This window comes from Tenacibaculum litoreum (assembly GCF_964513915.1).
Classification (GTDB): domain Bacteria; phylum Bacteroidota; class Bacteroidia; order Flavobacteriales; family Flavobacteriaceae; genus Polaribacter; species Polaribacter litoreum.
In genome coordinates, this window is sequence record NZ_CAZEQS010000002.1 from 133,466 (window position 1) to 149,140 (window position 15,675).

A 15,675-nucleotide genomic window follows, 5' to 3' on the forward strand; every position below is an offset into this window, starting at 1 on the left:
TTAAGAAGCGATGTAACGCTTTACCACCCATAAAGGAACGTGTAAATCATGAGTGAATAATTCTTCAGTAACACTTCCCACTAAAAGAGAAGTGAAGTTGTTGTGACCCTTATCGGCAACAAACAAAATATCCGTTTTATCTTTCTCAGCAACAGCTCTTATTTTTTCAGAGATACTGTCTTCACCAGCTGAAGCTTTTATAGTTTCTACGTTTGAGACTTTAGTTTTATTAAGCAGTTTTTCAAATTGTAATCCAACATGTTTTTCCACTTTCTCGCGAGCTTTATCTACTTTGATATAAGGGAAAAATAGCTGAGGAATTTTAAAAACATTTAATACTTTTAAAACAGACTCTTTCTTTTTGTTAATAGAAGAAGCGGTATTAAAAGCTTTAAGAGAAGCCGAAGAAAAATCGGTTGCAACCATTAGGTTTTCTGGATTTAGGTTGGCTTCTTTAGGAATAGAAAGGATATTACATTTTGCCATTCGTAATAACTTTCCTGAAACTGAACCAGAACCTTTATATGTATTTTTATTACCTAGAATAATTAAATCAGCATGATATTTATTGGCAACATAACTAATTAAACTTTCTGTATAAGCATCGTCAGAAACTAATAATTCAAAATTACAATCGGCATCAAAATGTTTGCTAATACTGTTATCTAACTCTTCTTCAATAATATCTTCAATGCTTATGTTTTCTAACTGTTCAGAAAATAAATTACTTATTTCATACCTTTTTACATTATGAATAAAATATACATTTTCTGTTTCATGTTTTTTTGCAAGCATGCTACAATACTTAATAAGTGTAACATCTAGTTCAGAAAGGTCTAAGGCTACTAGTATATTTTTAATTTTCATAATTTAAGATTTTTGTTTTTTCGAATCTATTAATCTTTTTATAGTTTCTTGATACTCTTCCTTTTCTTTTTGATTTAAGCGTTTAAGGTGTTCCTTGTAATCTTCTCTTAATCCTTTAAAGAGAGAGTAACACATTAATAACAAAAGTAAGGTAAAAGGAAGACCTGTGGCAATAGAAGCCGTTTGAAGTGCTTTTAAACCTCCTCCTAATAATAATACAGCAGCCACGGCTCCCTCTGCAAGAGCCCAAAATATTCTTTGTCCTACAGGAGCGTCAATTTTTCCGCCTGAAGTTAAACTGTCTACTACTAAAGAACCAGAATCTGATGAGGTAACAAAGAAACTAGCAATAAGTATAATAGCAATAATATTTAACGCCATTGAAAAAGGGAAGTCTTCTAAGAAGACAAAAAGAGCGGTGGCTACATTATCGTTTACACCATTAGCAATAGTAGGATCTCCTCCTAAAATTTCGTGTAAAGAGGTTGCTCCAAAAGCAGTAATCCAAAATAAAGTGATTAATGTAGGAACGATTAATACTCCAAGAATAAACTCTCTAATAGTTCTTCCTTTAGAAACACGGGCAATAAACATACCTACAAAAGGAGACCAAGCAATCCACCATCCCCAATAAAAAATAGTCCATGAATTTTGCCATTCTGTTCCAGTATAAGCTTCGGCCCAAGTAGAAAGGTTAATTAAATTGTTTACATAACTACCAGTATTTTGAACAAATGATTTTAAAATGAAAATGGTAGGTCCTAAAATTACCACAGCAAGCAATAAGAGTACTGCAATACGCATGTTCATTTCACTAAGGAACTTTACTCCTTTGTCAACTCCCGAAACCACTGAAATAGTGGCAATTAATGTAATTCCAACAATTAGCCATATTTGTAATGAGATACCTGAATCTAAACCAAAAACATGTTCCAAACCAGCAGCAACTTGTTTAACACCTAATCCTAACGAAGTTGCTAAACCAAAAACAGTGGCTAAAACAGCAAAAATATCTATAATATCACCAATTCTACCGTAAATCCTATCTCCTAAGAAAGGGTAAAAAACAGAGCGAATTGTTAAAGGTAGCCCTCTAGAATACGTAAAATAAGCTAATGATAAACCTACTAAAGCATAAATAGCCCAAGCGTGTAACCCCCAGTGTAAAAAAGTGACGTTCATAGCTTCTTTAGCAGCAGCAGCTGTATTTGGATCAGCTAAAGGAGGAGAAGAAAAATGATAAACAGGTTCAGCAATACTCCAAAAGAGTAATCCAATACCCATACCAGCACTAAAGAGCATTGAAAACCAAGAGGTAGTTGAGAATTCTGGTTTTGCTTTTGCTCCACCAATACGCAAGCTCCCATATTTACTAAAAGCTAAGTAAAGCATAAATGCCACAAAAATATTCACGGCTAAGATAAATAGCCAACCAGTTTTGTTGGCTATAAAAGTCTGTGCTGTATCAAAATAAGATTGGGCTCTTTCTTTAAAAAGTAAAGTTAAAGCTACACTAAGTATAATTACAATTGAAGATGTGAAGAATACAGGTCCGTTAACTTCGAGTCCAAAAATTGATTTCCGTTCGTCACTTCTAATTATTTTTTTTGCTTTCTTCATGTGTTAATGTTTATTCTATTAAAAATAGTATCCGATATTTATGTTAAATCTCATGTCCCAATCAGCATTAGGTGTTCCATTGGCTAAAGCATTTGTCCATACAGGTCCTAACCAAGGATGATCTTTTCCTGCAGCAAAATCTATATAAGTATACACATTACCAGCTGTTACCAAGAATCCGAAAACATTCATAATACTGTCTTTAAAATTCTCAGCTGTTTTATCCATATAACCAAAGTCATTGTATACTTGTATGCTAGAAATAGGTTTCCATTTTACAGGAAAAGTGTAAGCTGTACCTAAAGTATATGTTGTTGCTTCAGTGGCAGTAAGGTAAGGAGCTCCATAAGCAGTTAAGGCTATAAGATCACTATAGGTAGTGTTTTTTGTGTTGTATTTGTAGGTAGATACTTGGGCTTTAGCATCAAAGTTTTTTGCGTTTAATTGATAGTGTAAGGCAAAGGCATGATGGCTAGAAGTATCTTCAGTATCTAAATTATAGAGTCCACCATATTGTGCAGAAAAACCTATTTTGTGTTGTATGTTTTTATTTCCGAGGTGATAATTTACTTTACCATTTAATTGGTTTGTTTCTTTGTACCTTAAGTCTAGGGCTCCATCTCCATCAATGTCTATTGAGGCAACATCGTATGAGTATCGGCTGTCAGAAACATCAGAGTTACTTCCAAAACTAAGTTCTTCAGCATTTTTAAAAAAAGCCAAAGCGTATTCCCACTTTTCCCCTTTATGGGTAAATTTTAATCCCATATCATGGTCATCTTCTAAACCAAGGTAATAGTTAATACCAAAAAACCAACTATGAGAGTTGTATTGAGTAATACCAAAAGGTACTTGCGTTAATCCTAATTGAATGTTGTCTTTTTCATTAAAATCATACCCTAACCAACCTTGTTTGAGCATACCGCCCCCAAAACTTTGAGAGTAAAAACGGTACTCGGCATTAAGTTTTACTCCTTTGTATTTTGCTTTAGCGTTAATTCTGAAGACGTCGAAACCGAAATCGCCTCCACGTTTTTTTTGACCATCTTTCCAAGAAGACAGGTTGTAGTTAAATCGTAGTGCTCCGCCAATTTTAACCTCAGGCTTTTCTTGTGAAAACATAACTGTAACAAAAGAAAAAGCGACTAAGGCTAGGCTTTTTTTTGTGAAATTCATTGTTTATTTTAATAAATGTGAAGAAAGTGTACTTGTAAAAGCACATTTTCAAGTGAAAGGATAAGGGAAATCTCTTTTTAGCTTAAAAAAAAGATGATTATTCTGAGGGAGGAATGAATTTATCTGACTGATTCCTAAAAACTAAAAAGTTAAAACTAAATATTCGTTTATTCTTTTTGTCTTTGAGTTTTTTTATCATAAGAGTGCAAAGATACTGATTAAAAAGGGGTTTTCAAAAAAGAGAACTTTTCAAGCATTAAAGTTTTTAACCAAAAATGGGGGTCGGGATATCTAATATTCAATTCTGTTTTTGGAGCTTTTGATGATAGTTTACTGAAAAATATATTATAAATCGAAGGCTAGTAATGATGTGTGCAAGACTTAAGAGAATTTATGTAAAGAGGTTAAATTGACTTAAAAAATGTTAGTTTTTAGTGTTTTAAGTGATGGTTGTCGTTCTTTATGTTTCTAAAATTCAATATATTAGTATAATAAATATCGTGCGTAAATGAAAACCTCAATGGAAAGAAAGAACTTGTATGGTTATATCATAAATAGTATTATGGTTATAGCACTGGGTATTATTTATTTAAAACAAATAAATTTTAATACTACTAATGCATGGTGGAATTGGGTTTCATTAGGATTAATAGTTGTTATTTTAGGAATGTTAACGATTGTTTTTTTGGTTTTAAAAACACAAATCAAAGCAAAAGAAAAGTCGCAAGGTGAGCTTTTAAGAAATCAAAGATTATTACAATCGATAATAAACAACACAACCAATGTCATTTCTGTAAAAAAAATAAACGGTGAGTATATATTAGTAAATGAGAAGTATCAATTAATTTTTGGTACCTCAGAGGAAAGTTTAATAGGAAAAACGAACCATGATATTTTACCAAAAGAAATTGCAGATAGATATCTTGAAGCTGATTTAGAGGCAATAAAAGCAGGAAAAGAAATTCAAATAGAAGAAATAGTAGAGCAACCTGACGGACCACATATATATTTATCTGTAAAATTTCCCTTATTTGATACTTCTAATAGAGTATATGCTATTGGAAGTATATCTACAGATATTACAGAAAGAAAGGCGATTATGGAGTCGCAAAAAGAGGCAGATACCTTTTTTAATATCTCTACAGATAGTTTGGTTATTGCGTCTAATGAGAAGTTTTTAAAAGTTAATACTTCGTTAAGTAATCTTCTAGGGTATACAAAAGAAGAGCTTTTGGGTACTCCGTTTGCTACCTATATTTTTCCTGAAGATATAGAAAAAACAAAAGAGGCAATTAAGAAGTTAGAAAAGGGAGCAAACTTGGTAAGTTTTAATAATAGATGGGTTTGTAAGGATAAAAGTATTAAATGGTTGTCTTGGAATGCTACCTCAGATACAGATACAGGAACATTATATGCTGTGGCTAGAGATATTACTAAAGATTTATTGCTTCAAGAAGAGGATGAAAAAAGAATGAATCAGTTGTATGAAAATCAACAAAAGTTGAATATGATTATAGAAAATATTAGTGATGGAGTGTTAGTAGCAAATACCGATAAACAGGTTATATTGGCTAATGAAGTTGCTAATGAGCTTTTTGGAATAGAAGATGATTCAAAAATATCTATTGACTTTTCAGGTCATTTTAAAGTGTTGAACTCATATGATGGTAAAGTTTTTCCTGTTCAAAACCTACCAGCTGAACTAGCCTTGGAGGGTAAAGTGACTAATGATATTGATGTGTTATTGATGAACAAAGAAACGAATGAAATAAGAAGAGTATTGTTGAGTGGAAGACCTATAATTGATAATGAAAATTATATTGCCGCTGTGGTTGTAACGATTAAAGATATAAGTAGGTATAAAAGGTTAGAAGCAGAGTTAAAAAGAAAAGACCAAGAATCAAGAAGGAAAATTGGTTTCAAAAAAGATGATTCAAAAAAGAAAGAGTAACTCTTGTTTGAAGAGTTGAGAACTAGCTATTTTTTCTTTTCAGCTTTTTTCTTTTGTCTTTCTAATTTTCTAAAATATCCACGTGTTAAAAAGTTGTGTTTAAAAGCTTCCATGTTCTCATTAAACTTTTCTGTCCCTTCATTTATATTTTGAATTGTAGATTTTAGGTTGTTTACCAAAGAGGTATCTTTTGTAATATAATTAAAAGCACCTTTACTAGAGTTAAAATCATTAACCAAAACATTAATATTTCCTACAAGACTATCAATTTTTACAGTGGAAGCATCTATATTATTTACAATGTTTTTTAATTTTTTACCTGAAATAGAATCATTAATTAACATCCCTAAAACGGTGTCATCGTCTGTTTTTAATGAAGTTATAATGTGGTTTAATTCATTAATAGTGTTTGATGCTTGGTAACTTATTTTCTTTAGGTTGCTAACAGATTGTTTCATGTCTTTAGCCATAATGGTATCGTTTAGTAAAACGCCTAAAGTACCCTTGCCCTCTAGCAAATTGTCGGTTATTTTTAAAAGGTCCGCTGTTAGTATTGCAGCATTTTCATTGGTAACACTTAAGGTGTTTAAAATATCATCAGTTCCTATTTTACTATAAGATCTAATAACATCACCGTTATTAATTAAAGCTTCAGGTTTTTTACCTGGTACTATATTTACAATCATATTTCCTACCAGTCCGTCAGAACCTATAGTTGCAACCGCATTCTTTTTTATATGAATGGCTATTTTTTTGTCAATAACCATGTTTACTTTTATTGTAGAGTCATTAATCATGATTATATCTTTTACCGTACCAATGTTTATTCCTGAATAGCGAACATTATTACCATTTTGTAACCCATTAACATTTTGAAAATAAGTACTGATAGTGAAGTTTTTTTGAAACATGCTTTGGCGTTGCCCGATAAGGTAAATAGCAAAAACAAAAATAATTGTACCTATAGATATAAATAATCCTAACCTAAATTTTTGTGAGTTTGTTGTTTTCATAATACTTATTTAAAAAAAGCTTTAACCTTGGGGTCTTCAGAGTTAGATAGTTCTTTAAACGTTCCTGTAGCATAGTCAATACCGTCAATAAGTAATATCATTCTATCTGAAATAACACGGGCACAATCAACATCGTGGGTAATAATAAGTGACGATGTATTGTATTTTTTTTGAATATCTTGCATTAAGATAATGATTTCTTTTGCAGTAATCGGGTCTAATCCACTTGTAGGTTCGTCATATAAAATAATTTTTGGCTGTAAAATAAGTGTTCGGGCTAAAGCCACTCGTCGTTTCATACCACCAGATAATTCTGAAGGCATCATGTCTACTGTATGTGTTAATCCAACATTTTCTAAAGCTTCAAAAACCAGTTTTTCTGTGTCAATTAATTTTTTATTCTTTCTTGTACGACCTCGCAATGGAAACTCTAAATTTTCACGGACAGTCATAGAATCATATAGGGCACTACCTTGAAATAGAAAACCAATATCTGTTCGTAAAATATCTAAGGCTTCTTGGTCTAGTTTAGTTATATCGTGACGCATCACTGAAATGATCCCTTCATCTGCTTCCATTAAACCTACTAAACATTTAATCATAACCGATTTTCCAGAACCCGATTTTCCCATAACTACTAAGTTTTCACCTTCATAAAGCCGCATATTAAACCCATTAAGCACATGGTTGTCTCCAAAGGCTTTGTGTAAGTCTTTAATTTCTAGAACTACTTTTTTGTTAAGGGTACTCGTCATAATTCAAAAAAGATATCTGTTACAAAAACGGCTATAAAATCAATAATAAAAAGTAATAAAGATGCAGTTACTACGGCTGTATTTGTGGCTTTACCTACGCCAGCGGTTCCTTTTTTACAGTTATACCCCTTAAAGCAACCAATAATTCCTATTGCAGCTCCAAAGAAAAACGACTTTATTGTAGCTGGAACTACATCTCCAAACTTTATAGCATCAAATACTTGATTAAAATACAAAATAAAAGAGACATCTCCTTTTGTGCTTTCAACTAAAAAGGATCCAAACAAAGCAACAGTATCAGCTATAATTACTAATAAAGGAAGCATAAGGGTAACGGCTAAAACTCGAGTAACTACTAAATATTTAAAAGGATTTATACCAGAAACTTCCATGGCGTCTATTTGTTCGGTAACACGCATAGAACCTAATTCGGCGCTAATACCAGAGCCTATTTTTCCTGCACATACTAAAGCCGTGATAATTGGGCCTATTTCTCTTACAATTGAAATACCAACCATAGAGGGCATCCAAGATACAGCTCCAAACTCCATTAAAGTTGGGCGAGTTTGTAAAGTAAGAACCAGACCTATTATAAAACCAGTAATGCTAACTAATAGTAACGAACGATAACCTATTTGATAACATTGCAGCATCAATTCCTTTAATTCAAAAGGTCGTTTAAAAACCTCTTTAAAGAAACGAGAGGTAAAAAAAGCTAATTCCCCAATTTCTATAAAAAAAGATTTCAACTGTTCAATCATCAAATTAAAACGTAGCATAAGTCGATTTTAATGTTGTAGTTAATTGTACGTCAATTAATTATTATTAAAAATAATGAAAATCATGCTATAAAACTGATGTATATCATTTAAATATCTTGTTAGATAGCTTTTATGTTGAAGTTTATTATTCTTAAGCTTTATAATTTAACTCGTTTTTCTGTTGTTTTTATTGTTCAAACAATTTAGATTATAAATAGCAATATTAGTTGTTAATTGAATTGGATTTTTTCTTTTTCGTTCTAAAAAAAGCGAAGTCTTTATTGAATAAATTTAAACGTTAGCAAAAAAGAGGACTAAAATTAAAATAAGAAGTCCTATTAAAAAACTGCTATAGGCCAGTTCTAAATAAAAATACCCACGTTTCATTTCTTTTTCTAATAAAAACATAGTTCGAACTTGATTCCCTATTTGTAATTCTTGACTGTTTAAAACTTTGTTATAAGCTTTTTCGTATTCTTCCAATGTTTTGCCACTTGACATACCAATCATAAAAAGGTTTTCCTCTCTTTTTTTGTATTTAGAAACAACATCTCTTTTAAACCGTTTGTAAAAGGCTAAACTATTGGGTTTAGAAGCTAATATGGAAAAAATTAAAGAGGTAAAAGACGTTATAATTAATATAATGGCAATCTTAATACCGAAGTTAATCTCAGTAATGTAGTTGAAAAAAATAACAGATGCTGAAAGTATTGTAGCATTCACTTTTAACATAATAGCTGCTTTTCTATCAATTAAGTTTAAAGTACTCAGGTAGAACTTATTTTGATTTCTTTGATAAGTAGCGAAAGATTTTCTAGGCTCTTTTTTTGTGGTAAATAAGCCTATACTTTCCTTAAGTTCGGTTTCTTTAGTAGTCATCTCTATAAAGTTTGTGCGATAAAGGTTTACTGAGAGTGATGTAACTAATGAAGAGTTGTAGTGTTAGTTTTGTTTCATCTTATTTCTTTGTTGTTGATTAATTCAACATGTTTGTTATACTGTAAAATTAAATCGCTAGTAAATTATTAATTTATTTTTCTTGGGGAAAAACTTCTCGAGGAGTGATTTAAAGATACGAAAAAAATACGTTTTTTTATTACTTGGGTGTTGGAAATGAGTTAGCTATAGGTTTTAGGTTAAAGAAGACTAAAAAAATAGATGAATTAACAGAATTCCATTAATATTAATTAGTGAAAACAAAAAAGCTTCACAAAAAGTGAAGCTTTAAAGGTGGTCCCACATGGGCTCGAACCATGGACCCCCTGATTATGAGATACTATATTTTTGCTGGTTAATTGATTGCTTGTCAATTACTTGAAAGTTTTACTGAAAAGGTTATTTCGTAAAAAATTCGTAAATAAATTGTCTAAAATAACCTTTTTTCTATTGTTTAAGTCTAGATTATTATTAGAGATGACTTTAAGTTTTATTGTGAATTATAGTATTTTTTAAGTTCATCATAAGAATTTTTTAAAGATGAATCGGGATGTGGTTTTAATAAACTATTAAATAAATCATGATATTTTTTAAAAGTTGATTTATCTTTTCTGAGATCCCATTCCCAGCTGTTAGATTCTTTTAAAGCTGTTCTTTGTAAGATTTTATTATGAAGATATTTGTTTATGACTAAAACAGTGTTTGTGCAAATTATTGATAAATTATATACCATAGATACATCAAGCTTTAGTGGTTTTTCAATTAAATCAGAATGTGAATCTAATCCAAATTTAATAGCATTTTGACTTCCTAATTTACCAAATCGATGTACGATACAATGTCTCAAGTGGCAAATTTTTTCAAATTCATCAAGAGTTGTTAGTAATTCATCAGGTTGGTGACCTTTTAAACCTAAATACTTTTTAAAGGAATTAATAATGTTATCTTTACTAGCAAAAGAGGCCTTTTCCAAGATTACTTCGGGGAGTAGATTTAAAGGGTAATTAATAGCGGCACCATAACTTAATTCTTCTTCTTCACAATGGATTCGTGAAAACTTATCTATGTTGATTATTTTTCGTACAATTTCCCTAATGTAACTTTCTATTGCAGAGATATAGCCTAATAAAACAAGGTTGTAAACTGTAGGTAATTTATCTGTCGAGTTAGGTATACTTAAGTATTGTGTATGAATTAAGTTAAGTTGATTAATTTTTTCAATACAATTATCTATAGGGGATGAATTAGTTTCTGTATAACCAGAGTCAAAACAACTATTAGTTGAAAAATTCGAAATTGTAGTTGCGTTATCATTTATTTTAAAGATATACTCAGATTTTTTCTTTTTATTCATTATGCTAAAAATTCATCGATTAGTTCTTTTACTAGCTTGTCAATGTTTGTAGTTCTTACTTTACCGATACCTTTTGCATTTTTTAAATCTTTAGCTAAGTTTTGTGAAGAATATATATCTTCTATTGTTTTTAAATTTGTATCTCTTAATATTACATCTATCTGCCATTTTGGTAATGGTAGATCAGTTATTTTTGTTTTAAGTGTTGTCTCAAAAGTAGATTGCCCGATGAGAGGAGCTCCACAATTGTGGCAAAACTTTTGATCTTCAGAAATTCGTTCTGTACCACAATTATTACATGATGGAAGATCTAACTTTAAATTTTCAATAACATTTTTATCAAGTACAGTGTTATATTGTTTTCTAATTGGTCGTTTATCTGTTTTTTTAGATATTGAATCCAACATTGATTTTGGGTTAAAACCTTTAGTGTGGGTAAAAACTTTTGCATTTAGTAAAAAAAGGTAGTGAGGGATGTATCTATCAAATATTCGATCTGGACCATCACTTAATGATTGAATTTGGTATAACAACCCCGCTTCAACTAAAAACTTAATCATTCTAGAGGTTTTTGGAGTCGATTTATCTTGTAATATACCTATGTGAATTTTTTTCTCACTAGGGTTATGTTTGTTAGCCTCCTCTACTAATGATATTACATTTTCATAAAAATCGTAGCCTATTCTTATGATGGACTTATATTGTGGTAATTTTAAAGCAAGTGATAAGTATTCTTTTTCTAATAAATTTTTTTGGTTTTCAATTACTTTATTGAATTTTTGTTGAGTGGTTTTTCCGTTTGAATGGATAAATGCTCTAAGTAATGTTATAAAAGCTCTTGGTATACCAAAAGAAGCGTACTTGAAAAGTTCAACAATATCATTGTTTAAATCTGAAATATTTAATCTCTTGTGTAATATTTCAGACATAAAAGAACTGTAATTTTCATCTTCAACATTTAACCATGCTAAAACTTCTTCAGCATCTTGCCCAATATGAAATCTTGGACCATATTGGGTGGTACCTGGATAAACACTTGCCTTTGGAGATATGTATTGGGTTTTTAAACTTCTAAATACATCAAAAAATTCAATCATATAATCAGGAGTAAGAGTTAAAGCTGCATCGTCTAATAATAAAATGCATCTTTTTCTCTTAGATTTTTTGATCAAATTTTCTATTAAATTAATTACAAATTGAATACTAATTTTAGAAATTAATTGATCGTTACTAGTGTTGATTAAATTTCGTTCAGCATTTTCAATAAAATCTTTTATTTCAGATAGTTCAATATCTCTTTCGCTAAATATTTCTGAAATATCATTTTTTAAGGCATCAGATGTGTCTATAACTGCCAAGCAAATTTTAGCTAAAATCCAAGTGTGGAAAACTGTAATAGCATTAGCAGATTTGAATAATAAGGGCTCTAAATGGTAATATTTACCAAAAGAAATGTACAAGGGTAGCGGTTTAGTGTTGCTGTTTAGGCAGTTAAAATATGCATATCTAAATTGATGTGTTTTACCTGTGCCTCTTGGACCAACAATTAGCTTAGCACCCCTTTCTATAATTTTTTTTTGAATTTTTTGATAGAAAGGTGTGTCAACAGTCCAATTAATTAGATTATTAATATCTATATAATCAGCTCTTTCTTCAAATTCCTTATTATCGTTGTCCTTATCCTTAATCATTTCTCTGTTCTTTATATTCAAAAGTAAAATTTTTGGATCACTTTAGGAAATCTAAAATTTTATATTTCTATTAATTGGGAAGATTATGATTGATAGTTGTTTTTGTATTTTAAGAAAGTAACGTGTGTTAAAATTTATTATGATGCTTGAGTATTAATTATGTTAAGAAAGTTTCGTAAAAAATTCGTAAGAATGAAAAAAAACAGTTTTAGAGCCCTTTTTTTATGTTGTGAAAATAAAAAAAATAGAAAGGGGTTCCTTACTACTAATCAGGAGGTCCTTCTTAGTAAAAACAATTGATTATGTTAGTGGGGTTGAGGTCTTAATGTGTTGATTTTTAGTGTGTAAAACAAAAAAGCACCAACGTAATGTTGATGCTTTAAAAGTGGTCCCACTTGGACTCGAACCAAGGACCACCTGATTATGAGTCAGGTGCTCTAACCAACTGAGCTATAGGACCCGTTAAATTTGGATTGCAAAAATAAAAACTTTTTTAAATAAATACCTATTTTTTTACACTTTTCTGCTCATTAAATTTTTACCAAAAGCACGTAAACCTTCTTTATGCTTATCAGAAATGTTAAGGTAGCTTAAGCTTTCAAATGACTTATCTGTGTAGTACTCAATAAGTTTGTGTGTCTCTTCTGGGATATTATTTTCTTTAAAAATAGCCGAAACAGTGGTTACTTTTTCAGTGTTATTTTTTTGTTTTCCGTTGTAAAGATTTAGTAAATTTTCTTTGTCAGTACTATTTGCTACTTCTAAAGCCTTTAAATAAAGGTATGTTTTCTTGTTTTCAATAATATCACCACCAACTTGTTTTCCAAAAGATTCAGGATCTCCAAAAGTGTCTAAGTAATCATCCTGTAATTGAAAAGCAATACCTAGGTTCAAACCATAGTTATATAAGTGTTGAGCTTGTTCTTCATCTGCTTTTGCAACAATAGCACCCATTTTTAAAGCAGCAGCAACTAAAACAGATGTTTTTAATGTAATCATTTTAATATATTCATCAATGGTTACATCATTTCTAGTTTCAAAGTCAACATCTAATTGCTGTCCATCACAAACCTCTAAGGCAGTTTTGCTAAATAATTGTGCTAGCTTTTGAAAAGTTTCAGGTTCGTAATTTTCAAAATATTGATAAGCTAGAATAAGCATAGCGTCACCTGACAAAATCCCAGTATTTATATTCCACTTTTCATGTACAGTTTCCTTTCCTCTTCTTAAAGGAGCATCATCCATTATGTCATCATGCACTAAAGTAAAGTTATGAAAAACTTCAACAGCAAATGCAGCTGGTAATGCTTTTTGATAGTCGTTTGAAAAAACATCAGCAGCAATTAAGGTTAACATTGGGCGAATTCTTTTTCCTCCTAATCTTAAGATGTAATCTACTGGTTCGTAAAGGTTTTTAGGTTCTCTTGAAAATTTCTGAGATTCTAAAAAAGTTATAAAGTCTGATTGATATGATAATATGTCCAAATTTGAAAATTTTTGTAAAAATAAGGTAAAGATAAATTTTAACTATAACGTAATGTTAAAAAAAGATTAAAACTCTGGAAACTTTTTTTGTTTCTAGAGTTTCCTGTTGTACATTTGCAAGCAATTATGAGAGATAAAATAATTAATAAAGCAGGAGAAATGTTTTTAACCCTTGGGTTTAAAAGCACAACGATGGATGATATTGCGAAGGAACTTGGAATGTCTAAGAAAACATTATACAAGTACTTTTCAAATAAAACAGCTTTGGTAGATGCTAGTACAGAATCGGTACATAATACAATAAGTGAAGCGATTGATGCAGTTAAAAGTCAGAATTATAATGCTGTAGAAGAGGAGTTTGCAGTGAAGGCTATTTTTAAAGAAATGTTTAAAAATGCGAAAACTTCACCTATGTATCAATTAAAAAAATACTATCCGGAAACATATACAAAACTAATAGAACGAGAGGTGTGTATGTTTAGAGATTGTAATATTGACAACCTAAAAAAGGGAGTAGAACAAGGTTTATATAGGGCAAACATTAAAGGGGAATTATTAGTTAATTTTTATTTCACACTAGTTTTTGGTGTGTTTGAAAGTGAACTATACAGCAACGATATGCAGGAAGTTATGGAAATTGAGTATGAAATTTTAGAGTATCATATCAGAGCTATAGCTACCCCAAAAGGAGTAAAGGAATTAGAAAAACAATTAAGAAACATAAACAAAAACTAAAAAAAATGAGGAAATACATATACGGTGTATTTGTGTTCTTTTTTACGGGGTACATAACTGCTCAAGAAAAAGAAATGAGTTTATCAATGCAAGAGGCGATTGATTATGCTATAAAAAACAGTTACGACAATAAAGTATCCTTAAATGATATAGAAGCAGCTAAAAAGAAAAAATGGGAAACGACTACGATAGGTTTACCACAAGTTAATGGAAAAGTTGATTATCAAAATAACCTAAAACAGTTGTTTGATGCTGTAGATTTTAATAATGATGGTTTTCCTGATTTTGGAGCGAAGCATTCGGTGAATGCTGGAGTAACATTATCTCAGTTAATTTTTGATGGTTCATATTTGGTAGGATTGCAATCAGCAAAAACATACTTGAAAATTTCTGAACAAGCAAAGGAAAAGACAGAGTTAGCAACACGTGAAGCTGTAATTAACGCTTATGGAAATGTATTAGTTACTGAAAAATCAATTGAAATTTTAGAAAATAACAAGAAGATATTAGAGAAAAACTTAAATGAAACTCAGAAAACATACGATAACGGGTTGACAGAGTTAGAAAACGTAGAGCAATTACAAATTACTTTAGGTAATGTTGAAAGTAACTTAAGAAACGCCGAACGACTAAAGGAAATTGCATACCAAATGTTGAATGTTTCTTTAGGAAACTCGATTGAAACAAAATTAACATTAACTTCTACCTTAGATAATTTGGTTATTGATAATACCGATTTAAGTTTATTAGCTACTCAATTTAATATTGATAATCATATCGATTTTAAAATAGCTCAAAACGATAGAGAAAGTAAACGTTTGTTAATGAAGTTAGAGAAAAGCAAAGCATTACCAACATTGTCTGCATTTGTTAACTACAATGCAGTAGCGAACTCAAATTCATTTTCTTTTTTCGAAACTTCACAAAAATGGGTAAATACATCTGTATTGGGAGTTACATTAAATGTGCCTATTTTCAGTTCTTTTGGAAGAAGCTCTAGAACAGCACAAGCAAAAATAGCATTAGAAAATGCAGATATTCGATTAGAAGAAGCAAAACAAAAACTAAACTTACAAGTAGAGAGAGCTAAAAGTGAGTATCAATTAGGAATTGAAAACTACGAAACAGCTAAGAAAAATTTAGCGTTAGCTGAACGAATAGAAAAAAAGCAACAAGTAAAATTTTTTGAAGGAATTTCTTCAAGTTTTGATTTACTACAAGCACAAAATCAGTTATACACACAACAGAACAATTATGTACAATCAATGTTGAACGTAATTGCTAAAAAAGCACAATTAGAAAACGCATTAAACATACTACTAAAATAAAAT

13 protein-coding genes and 1 tRNA gene are annotated in these 15,675 nt (G+C 30.4%); 3 read left to right on the plus strand and 11 right to left on the minus strand.

Annotation, left to right across the window (positions count from 1 at the left end):
* Genes ACKTTR_RS01810 through ACKTTR_RS01820 form a run of 3 tightly spaced genes read right to left on the minus strand, consistent with a single transcriptional unit; the run spans position 1 to position 3,663 of the window.
* Entirely contained in the window at positions 1–867 is an 867-nt protein-coding gene (locus ACKTTR_RS01810; RefSeq protein ID WP_408026252.1) for a universal stress protein, read from the minus strand.
* 3 nt (positions 868–870) lie between these two features.
* A complete protein-coding gene (locus ACKTTR_RS01815; RefSeq protein ID WP_408026253.1) occupies positions 871–2,487 on the minus strand; it encodes a BCCT family transporter in 1,617 nt (538 codons plus the stop codon).
* Between the two features lie 18 nt (positions 2,488–2,505).
* Positions 2,506–3,663: a hypothetical protein gene (locus tag ACKTTR_RS01820; protein WP_408026254.1), complete on the minus strand. Its 1,158-nt coding sequence runs from the start codon at positions 3,661–3,663 to the stop codon at positions 2,506–2,508.
* Positions 3,664–4,183: 520 nt separating this feature from the next.
* Here ACKTTR_RS01820 and ACKTTR_RS01825 point away from each other — a divergent pair.
* Positions 4,184–5,614 carry a PAS domain-containing protein gene (locus tag ACKTTR_RS01825; RefSeq protein ID WP_408026255.1) on the plus strand — a complete coding sequence of 477 codons (1,431 nt, stop codon included), beginning with the start codon at positions 4,184–4,186 and terminating at the stop codon, positions 5,612–5,614.
* A gap of 26 nt (positions 5,615–5,640) precedes the next feature.
* On the opposite strand, the gene ACKTTR_RS01830 is transcribed toward ACKTTR_RS01825, so the two are convergent.
* The 8 genes from ACKTTR_RS01830 to ACKTTR_RS01865 all read right to left on the minus strand — a co-directional run bounded on the left by ACKTTR_RS01830 (position 5,641) and on the right by ACKTTR_RS01865 (position 13,609).
* Entirely contained in the window at positions 5,641–6,627 is a 987-nt protein-coding gene (locus tag ACKTTR_RS01830; RefSeq protein ID WP_408026256.1) for an MlaD family protein, read from the minus strand.
* Between the two features lie 5 nt (positions 6,628–6,632).
* On the minus strand, positions 6,633–7,382 hold the full coding sequence (locus ACKTTR_RS01835) for an ABC transporter ATP-binding protein (RefSeq protein ID WP_408026257.1): 750 nt from the start codon (positions 7,380–7,382) through the stop codon (positions 6,633–6,635).
* On the minus strand, positions 7,379–8,161 hold the full coding sequence (locus ACKTTR_RS01840; RefSeq protein ID WP_408026258.1) for an MlaE family ABC transporter permease: 783 nt from the start codon (positions 8,159–8,161) through the stop codon (positions 7,379–7,381). The genes ACKTTR_RS01835 and ACKTTR_RS01840 overlap by 4 nt, the downstream gene beginning before the upstream one ends.
* A gap of 273 nt (positions 8,162–8,434) precedes the next feature.
* Positions 8,435–9,022: a hypothetical protein gene (locus tag ACKTTR_RS01845; RefSeq protein WP_408026259.1), complete on the minus strand. Its 588-nt coding sequence runs from the start codon at positions 9,020–9,022 to the stop codon at positions 8,435–8,437.
* 547 nt (positions 9,023–9,569) lie between these two features.
* Positions 9,570–10,433, minus strand: coding sequence for a hypothetical protein (locus tag ACKTTR_RS01850; protein WP_408026260.1), 864 nt, complete (start codon positions 10,431–10,433; stop codon positions 9,570–9,572).
* Positions 10,433–12,124 carry a zinc ribbon domain-containing protein gene (locus tag ACKTTR_RS01855; protein WP_408026261.1) on the minus strand — a complete coding sequence of 564 codons (1,692 nt, stop codon included), beginning with the start codon at positions 12,122–12,124 and terminating at the stop codon, positions 10,433–10,435. The genes ACKTTR_RS01850 and ACKTTR_RS01855 overlap by 1 nt, the downstream gene beginning before the upstream one ends.
* A gap of 386 nt (positions 12,125–12,510) precedes the next feature.
* Positions 12,511–12,584: transfer RNA gene (locus tag ACKTTR_RS01860), tRNA-Ile, on the minus strand.
* 53 nt (positions 12,585–12,637) lie between these two features.
* Complete coding sequence (locus tag ACKTTR_RS01865; protein ID WP_408026262.1) at positions 12,638–13,609, minus strand: polyprenyl synthetase family protein; 972 nt, start codon at positions 13,607–13,609, stop codon at positions 12,638–12,640.
* 126 nt (positions 13,610–13,735) lie between these two features.
* On the opposite strand from ACKTTR_RS01865, the gene ACKTTR_RS01870 reads away from it, so the two are divergent.
* Positions 13,736–14,344, plus strand: a complete 609-nt coding sequence (locus ACKTTR_RS01870) for a TetR/AcrR family transcriptional regulator (RefSeq protein WP_408026263.1) — start codon at positions 13,736–13,738, stop codon at positions 14,342–14,344.
* Positions 14,345–14,349: 5 nt separating this feature from the next.
* Positions 14,350–15,672 (plus strand): TolC family protein, encoded by a 1,323-nt coding sequence (locus ACKTTR_RS01875; RefSeq protein WP_408026264.1) that lies wholly within the window; start codon positions 14,350–14,352, stop codon positions 15,670–15,672.
* Positions 15,673–15,675 lie beyond the last annotated feature (3 nt).

Excerpts from the sequence above, each read along its gene's own strand:
- ACKTTR_RS01845 (WP_408026259.1), bottom strand. The coding sequence starts at position 9,022 with ATGACTACTAAAGAAACCGAACTTAAGGAAAGTATAGGCTTATTTACC.
- ACKTTR_RS01820 (WP_408026254.1), bottom strand. The coding sequence starts at position 3,663 with ATGAATTTCACAAAAAAAAGCCTAGCCTTAGTCGCTTTTTCTTTTGTT.
- ACKTTR_RS01810 (WP_408026252.1), bottom strand. The coding sequence starts at position 867 with ATGAAAATTAAAAATATACTAGTAGCCTTAGACCTTTCTGAACTAGAT.
- ACKTTR_RS01855 (WP_408026261.1), bottom strand. The coding sequence starts at position 12,124 with ATGATTAAGGATAAGGACAACGATAATAAGGAATTTGAAGAAAGAGCT.
- ACKTTR_RS01870 (WP_408026263.1), top strand. The coding sequence starts at position 13,736 with ATGAGAGATAAAATAATTAATAAAGCAGGAGAAATGTTTTTAACCCTT.
- ACKTTR_RS01830 (WP_408026256.1), bottom strand. The coding sequence starts at position 6,627 with ATGAAAACAACAAACTCACAAAAATTTAGGTTAGGATTATTTATATCT.
- ACKTTR_RS01835 (WP_408026257.1), bottom strand. The coding sequence starts at position 7,382 with ATGACGAGTACCCTTAACAAAAAAGTAGTTCTAGAAATTAAAGACTTA.
- ACKTTR_RS01850 (WP_408026260.1), bottom strand. The coding sequence starts at position 10,433 with ATGAATAAAAAGAAAAAATCTGAGTATATCTTTAAAATAAATGATAAC.
- ACKTTR_RS01840 (WP_408026258.1), bottom strand. The coding sequence starts at position 8,161 with ATGCTACGTTTTAATTTGATGATTGAACAGTTGAAATCTTTTTTTATA.
- ACKTTR_RS01815 (WP_408026253.1), bottom strand. The coding sequence starts at position 2,487 with ATGAAGAAAGCAAAAAAAATAATTAGAAGTGACGAACGGAAATCAATT.
- ACKTTR_RS01825 (WP_408026255.1), top strand. The coding sequence starts at position 4,184 with ATGGAAAGAAAGAACTTGTATGGTTATATCATAAATAGTATTATGGTT.
- ACKTTR_RS01875 (WP_408026264.1), top strand. The coding sequence starts at position 14,350 with ATGAGGAAATACATATACGGTGTATTTGTGTTCTTTTTTACGGGGTAC.